Below are 22,678 nucleotides of genomic sequence, written 5' to 3' on the forward strand. Positions count from 1 at the left end.
ATGATAGTGCGGGTTCCCGTGTGAAAGTAGGTCATCGTCAGGCTCTTACAGCCCAGAAACCCCCAGTCAGAAATGACTGGGGGTTTTTGCTTTGGGGGGCTCAATCAGGAAGCGAATTAGGTATTGCGAATACCTGGAGTGCTCATCTCAGCTGCGCCTGCAGCAACCAATTCCGCCAAGATCTCCTTAGTCAATTGATCTAAATCGACAGCACCGAAAAAGCGCGATCGAATGGCTTCGAGATAAGCGGTGCTTTGCAACCAGGCATCCCAATCCGCGACAGAGATCGATTGCACCTCCAGCAGCTTGAACTTCATCAACACCTTGATGGCGTGCCGTGCGTGTTTCACGGGATCGCGCTGCAAGCCATCGAGCCGCCGACGCGCGATGGACAAAGCCTTATCGACGTCATCGAAAACAGCGCCATGCCCCGGGATCACCTGCTTCGGTGCAAGCTCCCCAATCAGATCCAACGTAGCGCCCACATCTGCGAACGACGGTTCGCCGGCCAGCTCGGGAAACGCAATGCCAAATCCGTTCTCCCACAAGGCATCCGCTGAAATCAGCGTCCGTGATTCCGCGTCGAACAAAATGACCGAATGAGGATCGTGGCCCGGTGCGGCATGCACCTGCCACGGCCTGTCCCCGAGCACGCATTCCGTCCCGGGCTGCAGCAACCCCGTAAAGCCAAATCGCGGGCACGTCTGCCCCGTCGCCAGGAAGCTCAAGCCGCGCTGATCCCAACGCTCCACCAGTGCAGCCTCGCCTGGCGGAATGTCCGTGCGAGCCAACGGATAGCGCGCCTGCAGCGCCGCGTTCCCCCCGCAATGGTCGCTATGGAGATGCGTATTCAGGATGCGATCAAGCGGCCGCTCCTTCAGTACTGATTCGACCAAGGCCAAGGTCTGATCGGCATGCGTCGCATACCCCGTATCGACCACAGCCGTCTCTTCATCGCCCACGAACAGAACATTGTTCGAAGACAACCATCCTCGCTCGAACACAATGACATTCGCTGGCAGTTCGGCGCTCGCCGACGAATGACTCATTCAGGCGACTGCAGCGGTGCGAAGCTCACGGCGCAGGATCTTCCCCACATTGGTTTTCGGCAGCGATTCCCGGAACTCGATGTGCTTCGGCCGCTTGTAGCCCGTGAGCTGCGAGTGACAGTACTGGAGCACGGCATCTTCGGTCAGCGTCGGATCCCTGCGGACCACGAAAACCTTGATGGCCTCGCCCTGCTTCTCATCAGGCACACCCACCGCCGCGCACTCCACAACGCCAGGGCACAACGAAATCACGTTCTCGAGTTCGTTCGGGAACACGTTGAAGCCGCTCACCAGAATCATGTCTTTCTTGCGGTCGACGATGCGGCTGTAGCCGTCTTCCTGCATCACGGCAATGTCGCCGGTGCGCATGAAGCCGTCCGTGGTGAACGCTGCTGCAGTCTCGGCGGGCTGGTTGTAGTAGCCCGTCATCACGTTCGGCCCCTTGATGCAGAGCTCGCCAGACTGGCCAATCGGCAGCGAATTTCCGTCATCGTCCTTGATCGCGATCTCAATGCTGGGCAATGGCAGCCCGATCGTCCCGGTGAACCTGGTGTTCGATACCGGATTGTTCGTCCCGATCGCGCAGGTCTCACTCATGCCCCAGCCTTCGATCATCGGACAGCCGGTGGCCTCGAACCACTTGCGCGCCGTGCCTTCCGAGGCCGCCATGCCGCCCGCCTGCGAAACGAACAGCGTCGAGAAGTCGATCGATTTGAACTCTGGGTGCATCAATAGCGCATTGAACAGCGTGTTCACCGCCGGCAGCATGTGGAACGGCCGCTTCTTCAGCACAGCAATGAACTTGTTGAAGTCCCGCGGGTTCGGGATCAGCGTCATGTGCGAACCCTGGCGGATCACCAGCAGGCACAGCGTCAGCGCGAAGATGTGATACAGCGGCAGCGCCGCGATGCTGTTGACCTTCGCGAGGTCACCGGCGCGCGACAGCGCCGGCGTGAACCAGGCCTCGGCCTGCAGCGTTGCCGCTACGATGTTGCGATGGGTCAGCACCGCGCCTTTCGACAGGCCGGTCGTGCCGCCCGTGTACTGCAGGAACGCGATCGAATCGAGCGTGCTCTGATCGGGCCCCAGCGTGCGGCCGCGTCCTTCGGAGATGGCCTGGGTGAAGGGCGTCACCGTGCGCCCATCGCTCAACGGCAACTTGTAGGCCGGCACGAGCTTCGCCAGATGGCGCACCGCCACAGTGATCCACGCGCCGTACAACCCACCCAGCAGGTCGCCCATCGACGTCATGACCACATGCTTCACGGGCGTGCGCTCGATCACCTTTTCAAGCGTTGCCGCGAAGTTCTCGAGGATGACGATGGCCGTTGCCCCGGAGTCCTTCAGCTGGTGCTCCAGCTCCCGCGCCGTGTACAGCGGATTGACGTTGACGCAGGTGTAGCCCGCACGAAGCACGCCGCACATGGTGACCGCAAACTGCGGAATGTTGGGCAGCATGATCGCTACGCGCGCCCCAGGCTCGAGCCCGCGCGACTGAAGCCAGGCGCCCATTGCCTTCGACAGCGTGTCGAGCTCCCCGTAGGACATCCAGCGCTCCATGCAGACCGAGAACGGTCGATCGGCATAACGACCGAAGGCCTCGTCGAACATGTGAGGCAATGAACGGTACTGCTCGGGATTGATTTCGTGCGGTACGCCGGCCGGATAGTTTTGTTGCGCGGATGTTGTCTGCATGCAAGCTCCTTTGGCGCGGATTGTGGGAGGCAGTGCGCCTCCGCCGCCAGCGGGCTTGTCCTAGGGGGCGGGTGTGTGCTGTCGCGCGCGCGATAGCTGCGCGGCGCGACTCACAACCCTTCAGGAATTCAGGCCTTGCCCGATTCGCCCCGTAGCAGCACCCCGGCTTCGATATCGGATGCGACCTTCAGTGACTCGTACAACGGCGTGAAGTCGGGCGCCGTGAAGTCGAACAGCTGCGCAAAGCTGTCGATCACGAAGTAGTTGGCCTGGTAGGTGTCGATCTTGTAGCGCGTGCGCATGGTGCGCAGCAGGTCCAGCGGCAGCCGGCGCGGCTCGTCGCTGAGCACCGCGTGCTTCAGCTCGCCCACCGAGCTCAGGATGCCGGCGCCGTAAGCGCGCAGGCCGTCTGGCTGGCGGATCAGCCCGAACTCCACCGTGTACCAGTAGAGCCGCGCGAGCTTCTCGCCAGCGCCCAGTTCGTGCGCCTTGATGCCGCCTGCGCCGTAGCGCTGCACGTAATCGGCGAAGGTCGGGTCGAACAGCATCGGCACGTGGCCGAACAGGTCATGAAACACGTCGGGCTCGACGATGTAGTCGAACTCTTCGGGCTTGCGGATCCAGTCGGTCACCGGAAACTTGCGGTTCGCGAGCAGCGTGAAGAACGGCAGCTCCGGAATCAGCCCCGGCACCGCCACGATCTCCCAGCCCGTTGCGCGGTGCAGCCGTTCGTTGAGTTCCTCGAAGCGCGGGATGCGGTCCTTCACGCCGAGCGAAGGCAGTGCCTTGATGAAGGCGTCGCAGGCCAGCCCCGGCAACTGCGCTGCCTGGCGCTCATAGAGCCGGCGGTACGTGTCGTGATCGGCCTCTGTATAGCTGGCCCAGTCCTGCGGGCAGGTGTAGTCGGCCAGCACCGCGCCGCCGCGCGAGTAGTCGCCGCGGGGCGGGCGGTCCGAGGCGCCGTAGACGGCAGGGGTGACAACAGCGGCAGGGGTTTCCATGAGATCGGTCTTGAGTTACTTGAGCCAGCGGTCCATCGTGCGCTGGAAGTCGCCGCCGGCTTGCTGCAGGTGCAGCCATTGGTCGACATACGACTTGAAGGCCACGTCGTCGCGCGGCAGCATCCAGGCCATTTCGCCGTACTGCAGCGGCTTGTCGGGGTTGATCGCGCACAGGCCCGGCTTGAGCTTCTGCTGCGTGATGGCCTCGGCCGCTTCGGTCACGAACACGTCGGCGCGGTTGGCGAGGATCTCGTCGAAGATCGTCACGTTCTCGCCGTGCAGCGTGAGCTTGGCCTGCTTGAAATTGGTCCGGGCGAAGCGTTCGTTGCTGCCGCCCGGGTTGAAGATGACGCGCACCGACGGCTTGTCGATGGCGGCCACGCTCTGGTACTTGGACACGTCCGCGCAGCGCGCAATGGGCGTCTTGCCGTTGACCATGTAGGGGGCGCTGAAGAAGGCGCGCTTCTGCCTGTCGGTGGTGACCGACACGCCGCCCACGGCGATGTCGCACTTGCCGGCGCTCAGGTCGGGCAGCAGGTTGGCCCAGGTGGTCTTGACCCACTCGGGCTTCGCGCCGAGGCTGGCGCTGAAGCCAGTCATCAGGTCGACGTCGATGCCCTCGAAGGCGCCGTCCGTCTTCTGGAAGCTGAAGGGCTTGTAATCGCCCGGCGTGCAGATGCGCAGCACCGCGGCCTTCTGCACCGCATCGAGGTGCGAGCCGGCCACCGGCGCGGCCGCCGGAGCCATGGCACAACCCGAAAGAACGGCGGCAGCTGCCGCGATGAAGGTCAAACCGATTGAAGACGTAAAGCTGCGCATGCGGGCTCCAGAAGCAATAAGGGAAGGGGCCCTTATTTTGCGGCGCTCAGCACGCCGCGGCGCATCTGGTCAAGCTCGATGCTTTCGAACAGCGCCTTGAAGTTGCCGTTGCCGAAGCCGTCGTCGCCCTTGCGCTGGATGAACTCGAAGAAGATCGGGCCCAGTTGGTTCTCGCTGAAGATCTGCAGCAGCAGCGCGTCCTTCTTGCCGTCGATCAGGATCTTGCGCTTTTGCAGCTCTTCCACGCTCTCGCCGTGGCCAGGGATGCGCTTGTCGACCAGCTCGTAGTACGTGTCGATGGTGTCGAGCAGCGTCACGCCGTTGGTGCGCAGCGCGTCGACCGTGCTGTAGAGATCGTCCGAGCCCATCGCGATGTGCTGGATGCCTTCGCCTCGGTACATGTCCAGATACTCCTGGATCTGGCCAGCCTGTTCCTTGCCCTCTTCGTTGATCGGAATGCGAATCTTGCCGCAGGGGCTGGTCATGGCCTTGCTCTTCACGCCCGTCACCTGGCCTTCGATGTCGAAGTATTTGATCTCGCGGAAGTTGAAGAGCTTTTCGTAGAAGCCGGCCCAGACGTTCATGCGGCCGCGATACACGTTGTGCGTCAGGTGGTCGATGTAGGTCAGGCCGTTGCCGAACGGCGAAAGCGCCTGTTCCGGCGCAACGCCTGGCAATGCCTCGAAGTCGACGTCGTAGAAGCCGATGTTGCCGATGTCGCCGGGCTTCGCGCCGTTCTTGCCGGGCCAGCGGTCCACCAGATAGATCAGGCTGTCGCCGATGCCCTTGATGGCGGGAATGTTCAGTTCGCCGGGACCGGCCTTATCGGCAAAACCCCATGCGCCGAGTGCCGTGGCGCGTTCGTAGGCTTGCTTGGCATCCTGCACGCGGAAGGCGATGGCGCACACGCTCGGACCGTGCTCGCGAGCGAACTTCTGCGCGAAGGAATCGGGCTCCGCGTTCAGGATGAAGTTGATCGTGCCCTGGCGGTACAGCAGCACGTTCTTGTGGCGGTGCTTGGCCACGGCCTTGAAGCCCATGCGTTCGAACACCTTGCCCATGGCGACCGGATCGGGTGCCGCGTACTCGATGAATTCGAAGCCGTCGGTGCCCATGGGGTTCTCCCAGGGCGTGAAGGCGGGTGCGTCGGCTTGGCTCATGTGCGGTCTCCGGTGGGGTGGAAATTGAATGAATAAGGCGCTAAATCGGCCGGTCATGCAATGTAGGGTGGATGCCTCTCAGGTTTTCTGCGTTTCCGGGCGCTCATGGTGGCTCTTGCGCAGTAAAACTGCAAGAATGATGAAATGGAAGCTCTGGACAAGATTGATAGGATGATTCTGCGCACGCTGCAAGCAGACGGGCGCGCAACCTACGACCAGATCGCGGAGCAGGTGAGCCTGTCGCCCAGCGCCGTGCTGCGGCGGGTCAAGCGCCTGGAAGAACACCGCGTGATCGACCGCTACGTGGCCCTGGTCCAGCCCGAAGCCATCGGCCTGGGGCTGACCGCCTACCTCAACGTGCGGCTCGAAAAGCACACCGAGACCCACAAGCGCAACCCGATGGACCTGTTCCGCGCCAGCGTGCAGACCTGGCCGGAGGTGGTTGAGTGCGCCGCGCTCACCGGCGACATGGACTACCTGCTGCGCGTCGTGGTGGCCGACATGGCCCACTACAGCCGCTTCATCATGGACACCCTGCTCAAGCACCCCAGCGTGGAAGACTGCAAGACCAGCTTCGTGCTGGACCGTGTCAAAGCCACAACAGCTGTTCCGGTTTAGCTACATCTGGTTGCGTGAGCGCCACGTCCCTCGGTACTGGTTCACGAATGTGTCCCGCGATTGACCCTGTGGACTTGTTGTTTAAGGGAAAACCCTTACATTTGAGCCATGCTTACCGCCAAGACCCTTCTCAAAGCGTCTCTCGGCCTCGGCTCTTTCCTGAAAGCGCCGATGGTTGAAGCGCAACCACGCGCCGTCAGCGCGCCTCAACCCGTCATGGTGCCGATCCGCTCGATCGGCCCGCGCGAACGGGAGCGCATCGCCCGCCACCTGCTCGAACTCACCCCGCACGACCGCTACCTGCGCTTCGGCTACGCGGCGGCCGACGAACAGGTCCAGCGCTACGTCGACAGCCTCGATTTCGAGCGCGACGAGCTCTTCGGCATCTACAACCGCCGCCTCGACCTGATCGCGATGGCGCACCTGGCCTTCGCGCCCGGCGATGAGCACAGCGACTGCGCCGAATTCGGCGTGTCGGTTTCGGCGCACGCTCGTGGCCGGGGCTACGGCGCCCGCCTGTTCGAGCGCGCCGTGGTCGTGGCCCGCAACGAAGGCGTGGGCATGCTCTTCATCCATGCGCTGAGCGAAAACGCCGCCATGCTGAAGATCGCCCGCAACGCCGGCGCCACCGTGGTGCGCAGCGGCTCCGAAGCTGAAGCCCACCTGGAGCTGCCCAGCGCCACCTTCGACAGCCGCATGAGCGAAATCGCCCTGGAGCACTACGCCGCGGTCGACTTCGCGCTCAAGAGCCGCGCCAAGCAGTTCTGGGCCTTCCTGGCCAGCCTGCAGGAAGTGCGCAGCGGCATGCGCGACGCCCGAAAAAAATCGGCTCCCTGAGGGAACGCGGCGCCTCCAACCGGCTTATGCCGGCTGTGGGGTAGAGCGTGTCACACGCAATCCGGTATCCTTGTCCCTCCTCAACTAAGCCCTCCCGCAGTGGCCGACCCTCACCCTGAACGCGCTCCCGTTGAACGGGAAGACAAGCGCGGCTTTCTCCAGAAGCTCGCCGAATTCATCCACCCCGGTCCCGACTCGCGCGACGAGCTGATCGAAACCCTGGCGGACGCCGAGGACAACGAGGTGATCGGCGCAGAGTCGCGCGTGATGCTCGAAGGCGTGCTGCGCATGGCCGACATGACCGCCGGCGACGTCATGGTCGCCGCGCCGCGCATGGACCTGGTGAACATCGACGCGCCGTTCGATGCACTGCTGCACCTCATCATCGACACCGCGCACTCGCGCTTCCCGGTGTACGAGGGCGAAAAAGAAAACATCATCGGCATCCTGCTCGCGAAAGACCTGCTCAAGCTGCAGCGCGCGCCGGGCCTGAACATCCGCGCGCTGCTGCGCCCGGCCACCTTCGTGCCCGAGAGCAAGGGCCTGAACGACCTGCTGCGCGAGTTCCGCGGCAACCGCAACCACTTGGCCATCGTCATCGACGAGTTTGGCCGCGTGGCTGGGCTCATCACCATCGAGGACGTGCTCGAGCAGATCGTCGGCGAGATCGAGGACGAGTTCGACATTGCGGAAGACGAGGGCGACATCTTCGGCCTTGCCGACCACACCTACCGTGTTTCGGGCGACACGCCCATCGAGCGCGTGGCCGAGGCCTTCGGCATCGTCTTCGACGAAGAACAGCTCAGCGAAGACTTCGACACCATCGGCGGCCTGATCGCGCACGAGATGGGCCACGTGCCCAAGCGCGGCGAGCACCATGCGATCGGCGGCTTCGACTTCGTGGTGCTGCACACCAAGGGCGGCGCGGTGCGCTGGTTCAAGGTGTCCCCGGCCCGCGGCGGCGACGCGGCCGACTGATGCGCGGCGCGCCGGCTTCCTCTTCCGCCAACCTGTTCCGCCTGCTCGGCTTCGGTGTCGCCGGGCTCGCGCAGGCGCTTTCGATGGCTTCGCCCGTGGGCGGCAAGCCGCTGTGGTGGCTGCAGCTGCTGTCGCTCGGTGCGTTCGTGTGGCTGCTCGACGGCCTGTGGGCGCAGGGCGCGGGCTGGCGTCGGGCCGGCCTGCATGGCTGGCTGTTCTCCACCGCCTGGCTCACCGGCAGCTTCTGGTGGCTCTTCATTTCGATGCACACCTACGGCGGGCTGCCGGCGCCGCTCGCGGCCATCGCCGTGCTGGCACTGGCCGCAGCGCTCGGGCTGTACTACGCCGTGGCTGCTGCCTGGTTCGTGGTGCGCGGTCCGAAGGGGCGGGTAACGGGCGCGCTCGTCTTCGCTGCGCTGTGGACGTTGGCCGAGCTTGTGCGCGGCAGCTGGTTCACGGGCTTTCCGTGGGGCGCTGGCGGCTATGCGCATGTCGAAGGTCCGCTGGCCGCGCTCGCGCCGTGGGTCGGTGTCTACGGCATCGGTGCCGCGGCTGCGCTGGTCGTTGCGCTGGTCGCGCTGCATCGACCCGTTCGCGGCCTGGAGCTTGCGCAGGGGCTGGTGCTGATCGCGCTGGTGTTCGCGGTGCCGCACTTAGTGCCACAACTGAATGGTGACGTTCAGGGCGCCAAGGGTTCGACCGGCAAGCTCCAGGTCGCGCTCCTGCAGGGCAACATCCCGCAAGACGAGAAATTCATCCCCGGCGGCGGCATCGAAACTGCGCTGCGCTGGTACGGCGAACAGTTGCGCGATGCCAGGGCCTCGCTCGTCGTGACGCCCGAAACCGCCTTGCCGCTGCTGCCGCAGCAGTTGCCGGCCGGCTACCTCGATGCGATCCAGGCGCGCTACAGCCAGGGCACGCAAGCCGCCATCGTCGGCCTGCCGATGGGCGGGCAAGGCAGCTACAGCAACTCGGTGCTCGGCTTCCAGCCCGGCGCTGCGCAGCCCTACACGTACAGCAAGCACCACCTTGTGCCTTTCGGCGAGTTCATTCCACTGGGCTTCCGCTGGTTCATCCAGATGATGAACATCCCGCTCGGCGACTTCGAACGCGGCGGGCTCGCGCAGGCGCCTTTCGTCTGGCAGGGCCAGCGCATTGCGCCGAACATCTGCTACGAAGACTTGTTCGGTGATGAGATCGGCTCGAACTTCCGCGACGAGGCCACTGCACCCACCATCCTGCTCAACGTGAGCAACATCGCGTGGTTCGGCGACTCGGTCGCCATCGACGAGCACCTGTCGATCTCGCGCATGCGCGCCCTCGAGTTCGCGCGGCCGATGGTGCGCTCCACCAACACCGGCGCCACGGTCGTGATCGATGCCGAAGGCCGAGTGACGCACGAACTGCCGCGCCTCACGCGCGGCGTGCTCGAAGCCAGCGTCGAAGGCCGGCGCGGGCTCACGCCCTATGCGCGCTGGGTGGCGCCATTCGGCCTCTGGCCGCTGTGGATATTGGCGATGGCCATCGTGGCAGCAGCCTTCGTGCAAGGCCGCCGCCGACGCTGAATCTCAGGCGGCCGGTGCAGCCTTCACCGGCCAGTCGCGCAGCTTGCCCGGGTTCAGCAGGCCCATCGGGTCGAAGCGCTTCTTCACCGCGATGACTTCGGGCGGCAACGGCCCGCCGGCCTTGCCGTCTTCCACGATGTTCACGTGCGGGTTGTTGATGTGCACCTGGCGCGCGCGGTGGATATCGATGATCTCGTTCAACCGCTCTTCAGTGCTGAAGCGCACCAGCTGCAGCCCGCTGCAGGTCATGAGCCCCGCCACGTTGCGCAGGAACTCGATGTGCATCATCACCTCGCCGCCCAGCAGCTTCTCCATCTCGATGACCTGTTCGACATGCTTGCCGGGAATGAACCCGCTCTGCAGGTAGGTCAGCGTCGGGTCGACCTTCAGCGCGTGCAGCGTCGTGTGGTTCCAGGTGAACTCCATCAGCGTGCGGTTGCTCTTCTGCACCTCGTCCGCCGTCTTGCGGTAGCTCACGGTACCGCCGTGCGCTTCTACCAACAGCATCATCGCGGGCTCGCTCGACTCGGCCACCAGCGACAGCACCGTGTGGCAGCCCTTCGGCAGGTGCGCGGCCAGCTGCGCGAGGTGGTCGGAGATCGGCGCTGCGAAGAAGGAGATGCCGCGCTTGATGATGCCCGGCGCGTGCGCGAGCTTGTCCGCGAAGTTCAGTGCGTTCTCGAAGTCGTCGAAAGTCACCAGCGTTTCGAGCCATGGATGCGCGGGCGCCAGCGCGATCTCCAGCTCCAGCACGAGGCCGTTGGTGCCCCACAGGTGGTGCATGCGCATCGCCTCGGCGCCGCGCAGTTCAACCACTTGAGGCTCGGCCTCGATGGTCATCGCGCGAATGCCGAGCACATTGCCCGGCGCGCCCAGCGGCCCATAGTTGATCGAGCCCACGCCGCCGAAGCCGCCGCCGAACAGGCCACCCAGCGTCGCGCTTCGGTAGGTCGAGGGCACGCAGCGCATCTCCTGCCCCGTGGGCTTCGTCTGCTTCTCCAGCTCGCCCAGGCGGATGCCGGCCTGCGCCCGCGCCACGCCGGGCCGTACCCACAGACAGGTGTTGTAGCCCGTCATGTCGAGCACCACGCCGCCGGCCAGCGGCGTGGTCTGGCCGTAGTTGCCGGTGCCGCTTCCGCGGATGGTGATCGGCACGCAGCGGCGCGCGCAGGCACCGACCACCGCGCGAATCTCTTCCTCGGTGCGCGGGCGCACGACCACGTCGGCGCGCTTGTCTTTCAGCTGGCGCGTGAGGACGGGGCTGAACCAGGAGAAGTCTTGCGACAGCCGTGTGACGCGGCTTTCATCGGTGATCCAGTCGAGATCGGGCAGTTCAAGCAGCAACTGCTCGATGGCGCTGTCGAGCGTGAGGGTGGGAGCATTCATGGTCAAGGTTCAATCCTGGGAAAGTTCGCTCGCATGCCACGAGCCCAGCGCCAGCTTGGTCAGCCAGGCCATCAGCACGAAGAGCGCGACACCGGTCAGAGAAATGAGCAGCAGGGCCGCGAACATGCGCGGAATGTTCAGCTGGAAGCCCGCCTGCAGGATCTGATACGCGAGCCCCGCGCCCGAGCCGCCTGTGCCGGCCACGAACTCCGCTACCACCGCGCCGATCAGCGCAAGGCCGCTTGAAATGCGCAGCCCGCCGAAGAAGTACGGCAGTGCGCTCGGAATGCGCAGCCGCACCAGCTGCTGCCAGCGCGTCGCGCGGTTCAGCTTGAAGTAGCTCTGCAGATCGGGGTCGATGCTGCGCAGGCCGAGCGTGGTGTTGCTGATGATCGGGAACAGCGCCACCAGCGCCGCGCACACCGTCATGGCGGCCACGGGGTTCTTCACCCAGATGATGATCAGCGGCGCCACCGCCACGATGGGCGTCACCTGCAGCAGCACCGCGTACGGAAAGAGCGCGGTCTCGATGCGCTTGCTCTGCACGAACAGGAACGAGATCAGCACCCCCGCCACGGTGGCCAGCAGGAACGACAGCACCGTGATCTTCAGTGTGACCAGCAGCGCATTGCCCAGCGGCGCCCAGTCGGTCACCAGCGTCTGCATCATCAGGTAGGGCGAGGGCACGAGGTAAGGCGGCAGCTCCATCGCCACCACCATCCATTGCCACAGCGCGATCAGCACCACGCCGATCAGCACCGGGTAGAGCACGCGTTGTACGCGCGGCTGGTTCAGCAGGGGCGTGGCTTTCACTTTCGTCATCGCGCGGTCTCCTCGTCGGCGCTGCTGGCGCGCAGCAGGCTGTCCTGCAGCCGCTTGGCGTAGCGCGCGAACTCGGGCGTCACCATGAAGTCGGCGCTGCGCGGATAGGGTTCGTCGATGCGGAACTCTTCCACCACGCGGCCCGGCCGCGCGGCCATCATCACCACGCGGCTCGACAAAAACACCGCCTCGTGAATCGAGTGCGTCACGAAGATCACCGTGAGCTTCTTCTTGCGCCACAGCTCCAGCAGGTCGGCATCGAGCTTGTGGCGCGTGATTTCGTCGAGTGCACCGAAGGGCTCGTCCATCAATAGCAGGTCGGGCTGCGTGACGAGGCCGCGCGCAATCGACACGCGCATCTGCATGCCGCCCGAGAGCGCACGCGGCAGCGCATCGGCAAACTTCTCGAGTCCCACCAGCGCAAGCGATTCCATCACCCGCGCATCGGCCTCCTTGCGCGGCACGCCGGCCAGGTCAAGCGGCAGGCGCACGTTGGTCCGCACGCTGGCCCACGGCATCAGTGTGGGCGACTGGAACACGAAGGAAAGCTTGTGCGGGCAATCGTGAAGCTGCGCCACGGGCCTGCGCCACACCAGCAGCCGGCCGTCGCTGGGTTCGAGCATGCCCGCCACCATCTTCAGCAGCGTGCTCTTGCCGCAGCCCGAGGGGCCCAGCAGCGTGACGAATTCGCCCTCGGCGATCGACAGGTCCACCGGCAGCAGCGCCTGCGTGCCGTTGGGGTACGTCTTCTCGGCCGAGAGCACTTCCACCGCGGGCATGGCAGGCGCCGTTGGCGGCGCGAGGGTGTGAGGTTCGATGCGATTCATGAAAGGCTGAGGCTTGTCAGGGCAGGACCTTGGCGTCTTTCACGAACTCGGTCGTGTAGGTCTTCGCCAGTTCGACCTTGGCCGGGTCGAGCAGCTTCGCGGTCACGAGGAAGTCGTAGCTCGCCTTGGAGCGCGCATCCGTCATCACGCCAATGCCGAGCTTGGCCGCGTCTCCGCCGGTGACCATGCCCATCTCCTTGAGCTTGGCCACGCTGTAGGCCAACTGGTCGTCGGTCATGTTGGGGTTGTCTTTCTTGATGAGCGCGTTGGCGGGCGCCGGGTCGGCGAGGTAGCTCTTCCAGCCCTCGGCCGAGGCCTTCACGAACGCGGCGACCTGCTTGCTGCGCTCCTTCACCGTTTTATCCATGCACGACACGGTGGTCGCGTACGCGGGGAAGCCGTGGTCGCTGAACATCAGCACCGTGCTCTTCACGCCTGCTTTCTGGATGGCGTAGGGCTCGGAGGTCAGGTAGCCCTGCTGCGCGGTGTTCTTGTCCGCCACGAAGGGCTGGATGTTGAAGGTGTAGGGCCGCGTCTGTTCGTCGGTGAAGCCGAACTTGGCCTTCAGCCAGGGCCAGTAGCCGCGCTGGGCCTGCGCGCCGATCAGCAGCGTCTTGCCCTTCAGGTCTTCGAATTTCTTCACGTCGTCGTGGGCGATCAGCACCTGCGGATCTTTCTGGAAGAAGGCCGCCACGTTGACCACCGGCACGCCGCCTTCGCGCACCTGCATCATCTGGATGTCGCTCGAACCCATGATGCAGTCGGCCTGGCCGGCGGCCATCATCTGCGTGATGTTGACCTGCGGGCCGCCCATCTTGATGGTCACGTCGAGGCCGTACTTCTTGTAGATGCCCTGCGCCACTGCCTGGTAGAAGCCGCCGTGCTCGGCCTGCGCGTACCAGTTGGTCATGTAGGTGAACTTGTCCTCGGCCTGCGCGGGCGCGGCGGCGAGGAAGGCGATGGCGGCGGCGCCGGCCAGGGACAGTGCGAAGGAGCGCATGGTGGAAACCTCTAGAGGGCAGGGAGTTGAAGGAAGAAGAAGCGAGAAAGCGAAGGGGCCGTTGCAAGAAGCGGGCTCAGGCCCACCTCAGGCCGGTTGGAAGCTCTGCTGGATGAAGCCCTGCTGATGGCCGCGCTCCCAGGTGGCTTCTTCGCGCACGACCCAGCGCAGCGCGTACAGCTCGGTCAGCGCCTGCACCCAGCTGTCAGAGAGCGTGTCGAGAATGGCTTCGCCCTGTTCGCGCGTGGCGGTGGTCGGGTCGCCGATCACGCCGCTGGGGCCGAAGTCGCGCGCGGTCCATGCGCAGGCCGGGCGGCCGTCGGCCGACAGCAGCTTGATCGGGAAGGGCGGCGGAAAGTTGGCGACCGCGCGCTCCATGTGCACCGTGTCGGGCGCGAGCGCGAGCATCAGCGCGGTTTCGGAATGGCCGGCGTGCATCGCGAGCTTTTTCTCCTGCTCGCTCACCTGTTTGCTCGCCGCACTCGGCAGGCGCGACACGCCATGCGGCACGATCACGAAGTCGCCGTGACGCAGGCGCAGTTCGCGCGCTGCCATTTCCAGCACCTGTGGCTGGCCGCCGTGGCCGTTGGCGAACAGCAGCTTGCGAAAGCCCGAGCGGTACACCGACTCGCCGATCTCGATCACCGTCGACAGCAGCGTGGTGCCCGTGAGCGTCATGGTGCCGGGGAAATGCAGGTGCTCTTCCGACTTGCCATAAGTGATGGTCGGCAGCGCGAAGGCGCGCACCTCGGCGGGCAGCTTCTCCAGTGCCTTGCCCATCACGCCCGAGCAGATCACGCTGTCGACCGAGCACGGCAGGTGCGGCCCGTGCTGCTCGATGGCGCCACAGGGCAGCACGATGACGGTGTTCTCGCGGTCGGGCAGCGCGGCGATTTCAGTCCAGCTCAGGTAGGGCAGGAAGCGGTGGGGCGGGATGTAGCCGTGGAGCATGGGGAATCCTTGTGCGTTCGTTCGTTACCGGGGAAGGAAGTGCGTTGCGTCGCCGTGCGTCACGCGGCCGTCGCGCAGCACCACGCGGGTGGCGGTGCGCGAGGGCCAGCCATGGCGGTCGGCCTGCGTGAACAGCACCAGGTCGGCGGCGCGGCCCACCAGCGTGGGCGTGGCGGGCGCTGGTGCACGCTGTAGCCAGTCGCTGCGGCACAGCGCCTGCGACCAGGTGTCGAAGGGCTCGTCGAGCTGTGCTACCAGCGCGGCCGTGCTCAGCGCTTCGACAGGGTCGAAGCTGCCGAGCCGGCAGAAGGGGTCTTGCACGTTGTCGCTGGCAAACAGCAGCGGAATGCCGCGTTCGCGTGCTTCCTTCACCAGCGTGATGCCGCGCTGGCGCGGCGTGCGGCCGGTAACGGCGTCCTGCAGCAGCAGGTTGGTGGCGGGCAGCGAGACGACCGTGATCGGCGCGCGCGCCACCGCATCGAGCGTGGCGAAGGCCTGCGCCTCGGGCTGGGCAGCGAGCGCGCAGATGTGTCCGCAGACCACGCGGCCTTCGTAGCCGATCTCGCGCAGGATGCGCGCCGTGGTCTGCAGGCCGAGCGCCGAGGCGTTGAGTTCTTCGTCGACATGCAGGTCGATGTCGAGATCGCAGGCCTGCGCCGACACCAGCAGGTTGCGCAGCGCGTTCTCGCTCCAGTTGGTGGAGTGAACGAAGCCGCCGAGCAGCGCATGCGGCCCTGTGGCCTTCACCTGCTTTGCGAGGCGCATCGCCTGCGCCGCGTCTTCGAACAGCGGCAGCTTGATGAGGCTCACCTGTTCGAGCCGCACCCTGCCGGCCCATTCCTGCGCCAGTTCGGCCATCACGGGCCAGGCCATCGGCACCGAGTCGGGCTCCCACCAGTCGACGTGCGTGCGCACGTGCGTGGTGCCGCACTCCCATGCCCACTGCAGCCCGCGCGCGGCGCGCTCGCGCACGTCGTCGGGCGTCCAGTGCACGCGGTCGCTCAGCATCGCGTCGATGGCGCCGAGCAGGCCGGGCTGCACCTGTTTCATGCGCGGCAGGGTGAAAGCCTTGTCGAGGTGGGTGTGGGCGTCGACGAAGCCGGGCAGGGCCAGTGTGCCGGCAAGGTTCCAGGCTGATGGTGACGACGGCGCTGCGGACGTGGCGGGCTGCACCGATTGCACGCGGCCGGCTTCGATCGCAATGCGCGCCAGCATGGGAACGCCGTCGCGCTGTGGCCAGCCCGTGGGCAGCAGCCAGCGCGGCAGCCGCACGTTGTCGAGGAGTGAGGGTGCGTTCATGCGAAACGCGCCATGGCTTGCCCCACGCGCGCCATGAAGCGCTTGAGCTGGGGCTCGGTCGCAATGTTCATGTGGTAGTGGGCGTGGTAGTCCACCTTCGCGCGCTGCCCGGTCAGCCGCTTCATGTATCGCGTGACGATCTTGCGCGGCGGATCGCCCATGTAGATCGCCATCCAGCGCGGCCGGCCGTAGGTAACGACGGCGCTGATGCGCTTGATGTGCGTGAGCATCGGCTTCACGTTCGCCGGGTCGCTGATGTCGAAGGCCACGCCCGGCATGAAGAGCCGGTCGAAGTAGCCCTTGAGCATCGCCGGCAGGCCGAAGCACCAGGTCGGAAAGCAGAAAACGATGCCCTCGGCCCACTGCAGCCGCTCCACATAGGGCTTCAGCGGCAGCTGGTTGGCCGGCACGTCGTGGTAGCCCAGCCGCTCCTCTCGCGACAGCACCGGGTTGAAGCCCTCGGCGTAAAGGTCGCAGTCGTCCACCTCGTGCCCGGCGGCGCGCAGGTTCTTCAGCACCTCCTGGTGCAGGGCGGCGTGGAAGCTGGTTTCGACCGGATGGCAGTAGACGACGAGCACGCGCATGGTGTGTTTGACCGCTTAATCAGAGCAAGTGGTCAGGTTATGCAAGCGACGTGCCAGTGCTGGTGCACCGGTTTGGTTCTACGTGGCGATCAGGCGACGTTAGGTCGAAAGGCCGCCTCCGAGGTCGGTCGGATTCCGTAACAAAAGTCACGGAAGTCTGCAAAAACACAACGAGAAGAGCGAAGGCTCCACGCTTTACGTAACACTTGCACACCCATTCTTCTAATTGTTAACTAAAATTCACACTTCCAAGGTTGTGAACTTTGGACTTCATTTTCCGTTCGATTCACCAAGAGCTCCGTCTTACTTACATCTGTAGGCATTCCTCATGAAAAAACCTTCCCTCATCGTTGCCGCCGTCCTTGCAGCCATGGCCACCAGCGCGGCGGTAGCCGCAACGGCCACCTCCACGTTCCAGGTCCTCATCACCGTGACCAAGGCCTGCTCGGTCACGGCAGGTGCGGCATCGAACATCGATTTCGGCTCGGTCGCTTCCACCGCCACCGCCCTGTCCGCCAGCAACAACATCAGCGTGACCTGCTCCAAGTCGACGCCCTACAACATCGGCCTGCTGCCCTCGAACAACAACACCACCGGCGCCGGCGTGATGAGCCCCGTCGTGGCGGGCCCTGACACCATCGCCTACCAACTGCGCTCGGTGAGCGCCACCGGTCCGATCTGGGGCAACACCGCCACGCCCGTCGCGGTCGGCAATGGCGTGGCCGGCACCGGCACTGGCGCGGCTCAGTCGATCCCCGTGTGGGCCACGGTCGCGAGCGTCAACGTGACGCCTGGCGCCTACCTCGACACCGTGACCGTCCAGGTCAACTACTGATCGATTGCCTGGATTGCCCGTGCACCGCTTGCTTCGCTACACCTTTGCCCTCGCGTTTGCCCTGGCTCACGCGGTCGCTTCGGCGAGCGGGCTGCAGGTTTCTCCGGTCACGCTGACGCTTCAGGCCACGCAGAACGCCGATGGTCTCTGGCTCAGCAATACCGGGGACGACGTGGTGCACGCCCAGGTGCGGGTCTATCAGTGGTCGCAGGAGAACGGAGCCGAAAAGCTGACACCCTCGCGCGAACTCCTCGTGAGCCCGCCGATGGTGCAGTTGGCCCCGTCCGAGCGGCAGCTGATCCGCGTCATCCGCACCGGGGTTCCCGCCGGCGCGGTCGAGAACTCGTACCGGGTCATCATTGATGAGCTGCCCGTCGAGATGAAGGAAAAGAAGGGCCTGCAGCTCGTGCTGCGCTATTCGGTGCCCATCTTCATCGCAGCCGCCGGCGCGCAGCCGGCCGGGCCCCAGCTCAGTTGGTCGCTGCGCCGCGAAGGCAGCCAGGCGGTGCTCGAAGTCGCCAACGGCGGCGGGATGCACGCCCAGCTTGCCGATCTGGATTTTGTCGATTTCGCCGGCAAGCGCACCGCGGTACACGGCGGCCTGATGGGCTACGTGCTGCCGGGCGCGAGCATGCGCTGGCCCTTGAAGACACCCGCGGAGGCCTTTGCTTCAGGCGGCGTCCTGGAAACGAAGATCAATGGCAACGCGACGCAGGAAAAAATTCCGCCGCTTCAACGCGTCCGCTGAACGCCTGCTGCCACTGCTGCTTCTTTCCGGTCTGATGCCCTTGGCCGCTCAGGCGGAGGGCGCCGCAGCCGGCTCCGGCTCATGGCTGGTCGCATCCGCAGCGGAGGGCGAACTCACAGGCCAGGGCGGCAGCGACCTCTATCTGGAACTGAGCCTCAACGGCAACCCCCAGGGCCTGGTGCATTTCGGCCTGCGCGGCCAGGAGCTCTGGGCCAGCGCCAGCACGCTGCGGCAACTGGGCTTCGTTCTGCCCGCGGGCGTTTCCGACCCCGTAAGGCTCAAGAGCCTTCCTGGTGTGAAAGTCACGTACGACGCCGCAAGCCAGAGCGTTGCAATCAATGCCTCCGCCGATGTGCTGCGCCTGCCCACGACCGTGGTCAACACATCGACGGTTGTCTCGCCGAAGGCCAGCGCCTCGCCCGGCTTGCTGCTCAACTACGACCTGTATGGCACGCAGGGCCGGGGCAACAACTCCAGCCTCAACGCGCTCGCCGAAGTGCGCGCGTTCAGCGGAAGCAGCGTGTTCAGCAGCACGATGATGTCGCGCGCGTCCCGCGTCGACAACGAAGACTGGACGCACGAGTCGGTCCGGCTCGACACCACCTGGAGCCAGTCGTTCCCAGACGACATGCTGACACTCCGCGTGGGCGACACCACCACCGCATCGCTGCCGTGGTCGCGCTCCACCCGGATCGGCGGCATCCAGCTTTCGCGCAATTTTTCGCTGCAACCCTATCGCACCACCACTCCCCTGCCGGCGTTCCTGGGGGCGGCCGCGCTGCCCTCGCAGGTGGAGCTCTATATCAACGGCCTGCGCCAATACACGGGCCAGGTCCCGGCGGGGCCCTTCCAGCTCAACACAGTTCCGAGCATCAACGGCGCGGGCAACGCCCAGGTGGTTCTTACCGATGCCTTCGGCCGTGCCACGACGCTCGATTTCTCGCTGTACGACACGCAACGGCTGCTGCAGGAGGGCCTGTCCGACTGGTCCGTCGACCTGGGCATGGTGCGCAAGAACTACGGCCTGCGCTCGTCCGACTACGGCAGCGATCCCGCCGCCACCGGCACCTGGCGCTATGGCGTGAGCAACGGCTTCACGCTGGAGGCGCACGGCGAGGCCACCAAAGGGCTGGTCAAGGGTGGCGTTGGCGGCGCCTGGTTGCTCGGCCAAAGCGGCGTACTTGCCGGTGCGGTGGCACAGAGCAGCTACCAAGGAGAGCGAGGCTCGCTGCTCAACCTGGGCTACAGCTGGCGCGACAACCAATTCAATTTCGCAGTCGAGGGCACTCGCACACGCGGGGAATACCGCGATGTCGCATCTCTCTACGGCAGCCCGCCGCCGCGCGGCTCGGGCCGGGCGTCGATCGGCTACACCACGAAGGACTTCGGCAGTTTCGGCCTCAGCTACCTCTACCTGCGCTATCCGGCGCAGGAGGCGACGCGCATGGCGAGCGTCTACTGGTTCAGGGCGATCGGAAAAAGTGCTTCGATGAACGTGAGCCTCAACCAGAACCTGGACAACCGCCGGGAGCGCAGCCTTTTCGTCGGCTTTACCTGGGCGCTGGACGGCAATGTCACGGCCAGCGCCGGCATCCAGCGCGACCACGGCCAGACCGTCTACACCGCCGATGCGCAGAGCTCCATGCCGGGCGACGGCGGCATCGGCTGGCGCGCCGGCCTGCGCCAGGGCGGCGGCCAGAACGGCGGACAGGCCGAGATCGACTACCTGGGCCGCTACGGCCGCGCCATGGCCGGCATCAGCGTGCTCGGCGACAACCGTTACGCCTACGCCGGCGCCACCGGTTCGATCGCGTTCATGGGCGGCCAGCCCTTCGCGGCCCGGCGCATCGACGATGCCTTTGCGGTGGTCTCCACCGACGGCATTGCCGGCGTGCCCGTGAGGCTGGAGAACCGGGACATCGGCACCACGGACGACAAGGGCATGCTGCTGGTGGCGCCGCTGCGGTCCTACCAGAGCAACCAGCTGTCGATCGATCCGATGCAGTTGCCCGCCGACGTGAAGATCGAGCGCGTGAAAACGGTCGCCACGCCGAGCGACCGCTCCGGCACGATGGTGCGATTCGGCATCACGCCGGTCAGCGCGGCCGCGCTGCTGCTGGTGGACGAGGCGGGCAAGCCCCTGCCGCTGGGCAGCCGCGTGCGCGCCAATGGGCAGGATGGCGAGCCGGCGCTGGTCGGCTTCGATGGCGCGGTGTATCTCGAATCGCTCCAGGCCCACAACACGCTCGATGTGCAGACGCCCGGCGGCGCCTGCCGGACCAGCTTCGACTATCGCAAGGACGGCGTGGCAATCCCGCAGATCGGGCCGCTGCGCTGCGCCAGGGAGGCCAAGACGCCATGAGTCTTCTGACCAGTACTTTGCGCGCCCTGCGCCTGCCTCTGTTCTGCGCACTGCTGTGGCTGCTGTCGGCGGGCAGCGCGCAGGCGTCAATCAATTGCACCGCGGCGATGACGGCCGTGGCTTTCGGCACGGTCGACCTGGTCGCCGGCGGCACGCCCACGCCCGCCACCGCCACGCTGAGCTACACCTGCACCAAGACCGGCAACACCAACACTACCGAGTACGCGAGGGTCTGCTTCAACATCGGCGATGGCAACGAAGGTCTCACGAACTTCAATCCGCGCGTCATGAAGAGCGGCGCGGGCGACTCCTTGAAGTTCCAGCTCTACCAGGGGACGACCAGCACGATCTGGGGCTCGAGCGGCAACGCCGCGGTGCCGAACCCGTACACCATCAACATCGCCATTCCTGCCCGGTCCACCACCTCCTCGGGAAGCACCACGATGCGAGGGGAGCTGATTGCCCTGCAGACCACCGTGCCTCCGGGCGCGTACCAGGACAACTTCGCCGGAATCCATACCTCGATCACGCTGACGTCGAGCACGAACGCCCCGCCGACGACATGCGGCACGGCGGTGGCGGACCAGTTCGCCTTCATCGTCAGCGCGACCATCGCCAAGAGCTGCCTGGTCACGGCCGATCCACTGAACTTCGGCTCCGTCGCGGGCCTCCCGGGCGGGGCCAACATCGACCAGATCAGCACCATCAACGTCACCTGCACGACGCCCACGGCCTACACGGTCGCGCTGACGCCATCCAACAACGCGACCACCGGTGCAGGGGCGATGACGCCGACCGGAGGCGTGCCCGGCAACACCGACACGGTGGCCTACCGGCTCTACAGCAATGCCGCCCGCACGAGTCCCTGGGGCGGCGTCACGGGAACCAACACCGTCGCGGGCACGGGCACCGGTCAGGTCCAGGCGCTGACCTTGTATGGCCGCGTTCTGGGCGCCAGCGTCAACGTGCGGCCGGACAGCTACCTTGACGTCGTGACGGTCGGCGTGACCTACTGATCTGCGCCGGCGGCTGTGCCGACACGGAAAAGCCTGCTGGCAAATTGCAGGCAATGCGCGAAGAATAGCGCCCGGACTGCCTTCATTTTCCCGAGACTCTGCCGATAAACCGGGTTGGGCATCGATGCGATGCCTCCCATCCAGGTTGCGAGGAGGAGTTCCCATGTCCGGAAACAGGCGCTTTGCAAGGGCGGCTGCGCTGCAATCACCGCGAACGGTGCCGCCGCTGGCCGCCGTCGGCGTGCTGCTGCTCTTGCTGCCGTTGCCGCTGCAGCTCAGTTCCGCGGAGCCGATGCGCGGCATGAATAGCGCCACGGGCCGCTTCGACCTGACGATAGTCGTTCTCCCGACTTTCAAGGTGCTGGAGGTCACGCCCGTGAAGGGAGGGCATGAATACCGTGTCTGGACCAACATGAAGTCGGTGCTCATCAAGGGGCGCGAATACCGGTTCGACAAGATCGGAGAAGTGACGTTCATGGTGGCTGGCACCGATGCCGATGGCCGCGACAGCCTCGGCTCCGCCTGGCGTGGCGCGATCGGTGCGATGGCGTCGACCACGGGCGGCGCTGCGCCGCAGGCCGCAGCCGCTCCGGCCGGCGACGGCAGCAACGCGACGCGGGTGACGGTGACTTACTAGAGGCCTTGCCCTGGATGTCGCCTTCTGGGTCCGGAAGGACCGCTGAGAAAAAAGCCGCCTGAGCCCTGCACTTCTTCCCGTTTCCGCCGATATCCGGAGGTCGGGCGCCGATGCAGCGCCCGAAGCTCATGTTCTTCGGACGGATCGGGCCTTATGACGGGAAATTGGCTTCAATCGGCGCGCTGCGCGCTGGCCGCGTCGTTGCTGCTCGCGCCGATGCTGTGCGTGGCGGAGAGCGGCTTCGGCAGCAATTCCGCGACGGCGCGGGTGCGCATCACAGTAGTCGTGCTGCCGGTGTTCCGCGTGCTGCAAGTCACGCCGACCGCCGAGGGGTATGACTACCGCGTCTGGACCAACATGAAGTCGGTCGTGCTCGGCGGGCACGAGTACCGCTTTGCGCGCGTCGGCGAGAACACGCTGCGCGTGCCTAAAGCGCCGGGCGACACCTGGGTCGTGCACGGGCTGTAGGACGGGCGCGTGCTCGCGCCG

At 65.5% G+C, this 22,678-nt stretch carries 22 protein-coding genes; 10 read left to right on the forward strand and 12 right to left on the reverse strand.

Going from position 1 to position 22,678, the window contains the following annotated elements:
* Nucleotides 1-116: 116 nt before the first annotated feature.
* The 5 genes from BLV60_RS32835 to hppD form a co-directional block, all read right to left on the reverse strand.
* A complete protein-coding gene (locus BLV60_RS32835; RefSeq protein ID WP_093059818.1) occupies nt 117-1,049 on the reverse strand; it encodes an MBL fold metallo-hydrolase in 933 nt (310 codons plus the stop codon).
* Entirely contained in the window at nt 1,050-2,744 is a 1,695-nt protein-coding gene (locus tag BLV60_RS32840) for an AMP-binding protein (protein ID WP_093059820.1), read from the reverse strand. It abuts the gene before it with no gap.
* Between the two features lie 128 nt (nt 2,745-2,872).
* Nucleotides 2,873-3,745 carry a phenylalanine 4-monooxygenase gene (phhA, locus tag BLV60_RS32845; protein WP_093059822.1) on the reverse strand — a complete coding sequence of 291 codons (873 nt, stop codon included), beginning with the start codon at nt 3,743-3,745 and terminating at the stop codon, nt 2,873-2,875.
* A gap of 15 nt (nt 3,746-3,760) precedes the next feature.
* Nucleotides 3,761-4,564, reverse strand: a complete 804-nt coding sequence (locus BLV60_RS32850) for a transporter substrate-binding domain-containing protein (protein ID WP_093059824.1) — start codon at nt 4,562-4,564, stop codon at nt 3,761-3,763.
* Between the two features lie 32 nt (nt 4,565-4,596).
* On the reverse strand, nt 4,597-5,724 hold the full coding sequence (gene hppD / locus BLV60_RS32855; protein ID WP_093059826.1) for a 4-hydroxyphenylpyruvate dioxygenase: 1,128 nt from the start codon (nt 5,722-5,724) through the stop codon (nt 4,597-4,599).
* Nucleotides 5,725-5,868: 144 nt separating this feature from the next.
* Between hppD and BLV60_RS32860 the strand changes: the two genes are divergently transcribed.
* From BLV60_RS32860 to lnt, 4 genes are all read left to right on the forward strand, one after another.
* Nucleotides 5,869-6,342 carry an Lrp/AsnC family transcriptional regulator gene (locus BLV60_RS32860; protein WP_093059828.1) on the forward strand — a complete coding sequence of 158 codons (474 nt, stop codon included), beginning with the start codon at nt 5,869-5,871 and terminating at the stop codon, nt 6,340-6,342.
* 108 nt (nt 6,343-6,450) lie between these two features.
* The gene (locus tag BLV60_RS32865; RefSeq protein ID WP_093059830.1) at nt 6,451-7,179 is read left to right on the forward strand and encodes a GNAT family N-acetyltransferase; all 729 of its coding nucleotides are present in this window, start codon (nt 6,451-6,453) and stop codon (nt 7,177-7,179) included.
* A 99-nt stretch (nt 7,180-7,278) separates the two neighbouring features.
* Nucleotides 7,279-8,157 carry an HlyC/CorC family transporter gene (locus BLV60_RS32870; RefSeq protein WP_007836122.1) on the forward strand — a complete coding sequence of 293 codons (879 nt, stop codon included), beginning with the start codon at nt 7,279-7,281 and terminating at the stop codon, nt 8,155-8,157.
* Complete coding sequence (gene lnt / locus BLV60_RS32875) at nt 8,157-9,722, forward strand: apolipoprotein N-acyltransferase (RefSeq protein WP_093059832.1); 1,566 nt, start codon at nt 8,157-8,159, stop codon at nt 9,720-9,722. Before BLV60_RS32870 ends, lnt begins: the two co-directional genes overlap by 1 nt.
* 3 nt (nt 9,723-9,725) lie before the next feature.
* Here the strand turns inward: lnt and BLV60_RS32880 are convergent, their stop codons facing one another.
* From BLV60_RS32880 to BLV60_RS32910, 7 genes are all read right to left on the reverse strand, one after another.
* The gene (locus tag BLV60_RS32880) at nt 9,726-11,108 is read right to left on the reverse strand and encodes an FAD-binding oxidoreductase (protein ID WP_093059834.1); all 1,383 of its coding nucleotides are present in this window, start codon (nt 11,106-11,108) and stop codon (nt 9,726-9,728) included.
* 9 nt (nt 11,109-11,117) lie between these two features.
* A complete protein-coding gene (locus BLV60_RS32885) occupies nt 11,118-11,930 on the reverse strand; it encodes an ABC transporter permease (protein WP_176929071.1) in 813 nt (270 codons plus the stop codon).
* Nucleotides 11,927-12,757: an ABC transporter ATP-binding protein gene (locus BLV60_RS32890; protein ID WP_093059836.1), complete on the reverse strand. Its 831-nt coding sequence runs from the start codon at nt 12,755-12,757 to the stop codon at nt 11,927-11,929. The genes BLV60_RS32885 and BLV60_RS32890 overlap by 4 nt, the downstream gene beginning before the upstream one ends.
* 16 nt (nt 12,758-12,773) lie before the next feature.
* A complete protein-coding gene (locus tag BLV60_RS32895; protein ID WP_093059838.1) occupies nt 12,774-13,757 on the reverse strand; it encodes an ABC transporter substrate-binding protein in 984 nt (327 codons plus the stop codon).
* 87 nt (nt 13,758-13,844) lie between these two features.
* A complete protein-coding gene (locus BLV60_RS32900) occupies nt 13,845-14,708 on the reverse strand; it encodes a creatininase family protein (RefSeq protein WP_093059840.1) in 864 nt (287 codons plus the stop codon).
* Between the two features lie 24 nt (nt 14,709-14,732).
* A complete protein-coding gene (locus tag BLV60_RS32905) occupies nt 14,733-16,007 on the reverse strand; it encodes an amidohydrolase family protein (RefSeq protein WP_093059842.1) in 1,275 nt (424 codons plus the stop codon).
* Nucleotides 16,004-16,591 (reverse strand): NAD(P)H-dependent oxidoreductase, encoded by a 588-nt coding sequence (locus tag BLV60_RS32910; protein WP_093059844.1) that lies wholly within the window; start codon nt 16,589-16,591, stop codon nt 16,004-16,006. Before BLV60_RS32910 ends, BLV60_RS32905 begins: the two co-directional genes overlap by 4 nt.
* 328 nt (nt 16,592-16,919) lie before the next feature.
* Between BLV60_RS32910 and BLV60_RS32915 the strand changes: the two genes are divergently transcribed.
* The 6 genes from BLV60_RS32915 (at nt 16,920) to BLV60_RS32940 (ending at nt 22,657) form a co-directional block, all read left to right on the forward strand.
* The gene (locus tag BLV60_RS32915; RefSeq protein WP_093059846.1) at nt 16,920-17,426 is read left to right on the forward strand and encodes a Csu type fimbrial protein; all 507 of its coding nucleotides are present in this window, start codon (nt 16,920-16,922) and stop codon (nt 17,424-17,426) included.
* Nucleotides 17,427-17,445: 19 nt separating this feature from the next.
* A complete protein-coding gene (locus BLV60_RS32920) occupies nt 17,446-18,174 on the forward strand; it encodes a fimbrial biogenesis chaperone (protein WP_093059872.1) in 729 nt (242 codons plus the stop codon).
* A 34-nt stretch (nt 18,175-18,208) separates the two neighbouring features.
* The gene (locus tag BLV60_RS32925; RefSeq protein WP_093059848.1) at nt 18,209-20,536 is read left to right on the forward strand and encodes a fimbria/pilus outer membrane usher protein; all 2,328 of its coding nucleotides are present in this window, start codon (nt 18,209-18,211) and stop codon (nt 20,534-20,536) included.
* Nucleotides 20,533-21,552 (forward strand): Csu type fimbrial protein, encoded by a 1,020-nt coding sequence (locus BLV60_RS32930; RefSeq protein ID WP_093059850.1) that lies wholly within the window; start codon nt 20,533-20,535, stop codon nt 21,550-21,552. Before BLV60_RS32925 ends, BLV60_RS32930 begins: the two co-directional genes overlap by 4 nt.
* A gap of 163 nt (nt 21,553-21,715) precedes the next feature.
* A complete protein-coding gene (locus BLV60_RS32935) occupies nt 21,716-22,189 on the forward strand; it encodes a hypothetical protein (RefSeq protein ID WP_093059852.1) in 474 nt (157 codons plus the stop codon).
* Nucleotides 22,190-22,342: 153 nt separating this feature from the next.
* Nucleotides 22,343-22,657 carry a hypothetical protein gene (locus BLV60_RS32940; protein ID WP_093059854.1) on the forward strand — a complete coding sequence of 105 codons (315 nt, stop codon included), beginning with the start codon at nt 22,343-22,345 and terminating at the stop codon, nt 22,655-22,657.
* Nucleotides 22,658-22,678 lie beyond the last annotated feature (21 nt).

The sequence above is a fragment of the Variovorax sp. YR634 genome (assembly GCF_900106655.1).
Classification (GTDB): Bacteria; Pseudomonadota; Gammaproteobacteria; order Burkholderiales; family Burkholderiaceae_C; genus Variovorax.

Excerpts from the sequence above, each read along its gene's own strand:
- lnt (WP_093059832.1), top strand. The coding sequence starts at position 8,157 with ATGCGCGGCGCGCCGGCTTCCTCTTCCGCCAACCTGTTCCGCCTGCTC.
- BLV60_RS32895 (WP_093059838.1), bottom strand. The coding sequence starts at position 13,757 with ATGCGCTCCTTCGCACTGTCCCTGGCCGGCGCCGCCGCCATCGCCTTC.
- BLV60_RS32925 (WP_093059848.1), top strand. The coding sequence starts at position 18,209 with ATGCCCTTGGCCGCTCAGGCGGAGGGCGCCGCAGCCGGCTCCGGCTCA.
- BLV60_RS32910 (WP_093059844.1), bottom strand. The coding sequence starts at position 16,591 with ATGCGCGTGCTCGTCGTCTACTGCCATCCGGTCGAAACCAGCTTCCAC.
- hppD (WP_093059826.1), bottom strand. The coding sequence starts at position 5,724 with ATGAGCCAAGCCGACGCACCCGCCTTCACGCCCTGGGAGAACCCCATG.
- BLV60_RS32865 (WP_093059830.1), top strand. The coding sequence starts at position 6,451 with ATGCTTACCGCCAAGACCCTTCTCAAAGCGTCTCTCGGCCTCGGCTCT.
- BLV60_RS32905 (WP_093059842.1), bottom strand. The coding sequence starts at position 16,007 with ATGAACGCACCCTCACTCCTCGACAACGTGCGGCTGCCGCGCTGGCTG.
- BLV60_RS32900 (WP_093059840.1), bottom strand. The coding sequence starts at position 14,708 with ATGCTCCACGGCTACATCCCGCCCCACCGCTTCCTGCCCTACCTGAGC.
- phhA (WP_093059822.1), bottom strand. The coding sequence starts at position 3,745 with ATGGAAACCCCTGCCGCTGTTGTCACCCCTGCCGTCTACGGCGCCTCG.
- BLV60_RS32880 (WP_093059834.1), bottom strand. The coding sequence starts at position 11,108 with ATGAATGCTCCCACCCTCACGCTCGACAGCGCCATCGAGCAGTTGCTG.
- BLV60_RS32935 (WP_093059852.1), top strand. The coding sequence starts at position 21,716 with ATGTCCGGAAACAGGCGCTTTGCAAGGGCGGCTGCGCTGCAATCACCG.
- BLV60_RS32885 (WP_176929071.1), bottom strand. The coding sequence starts at position 11,930 with ATGACGAAAGTGAAAGCCACGCCCCTGCTGAACCAGCCGCGCGTACAA.
- BLV60_RS32850 (WP_093059824.1), bottom strand. The coding sequence starts at position 4,564 with ATGCGCAGCTTTACGTCTTCAATCGGTTTGACCTTCATCGCGGCAGCT.
- BLV60_RS32940 (WP_093059854.1), top strand. The coding sequence starts at position 22,343 with ATGACGGGAAATTGGCTTCAATCGGCGCGCTGCGCGCTGGCCGCGTCG.
- BLV60_RS32860 (WP_093059828.1), top strand. The coding sequence starts at position 5,869 with ATGGAAGCTCTGGACAAGATTGATAGGATGATTCTGCGCACGCTGCAA.
- BLV60_RS32930 (WP_093059850.1), top strand. The coding sequence starts at position 20,533 with ATGAGTCTTCTGACCAGTACTTTGCGCGCCCTGCGCCTGCCTCTGTTC.
- BLV60_RS32915 (WP_093059846.1), top strand. The coding sequence starts at position 16,920 with ATGAAAAAACCTTCCCTCATCGTTGCCGCCGTCCTTGCAGCCATGGCC.
- BLV60_RS32840 (WP_093059820.1), bottom strand. The coding sequence starts at position 2,744 with ATGCAGACAACATCCGCGCAACAAAACTATCCGGCCGGCGTACCGCAC.
- BLV60_RS32890 (WP_093059836.1), bottom strand. The coding sequence starts at position 12,757 with ATGAATCGCATCGAACCTCACACCCTCGCGCCGCCAACGGCGCCTGCC.
- BLV60_RS32835 (WP_093059818.1), bottom strand. The coding sequence starts at position 1,049 with ATGAGTCATTCGTCGGCGAGCGCCGAACTGCCAGCGAATGTCATTGTG.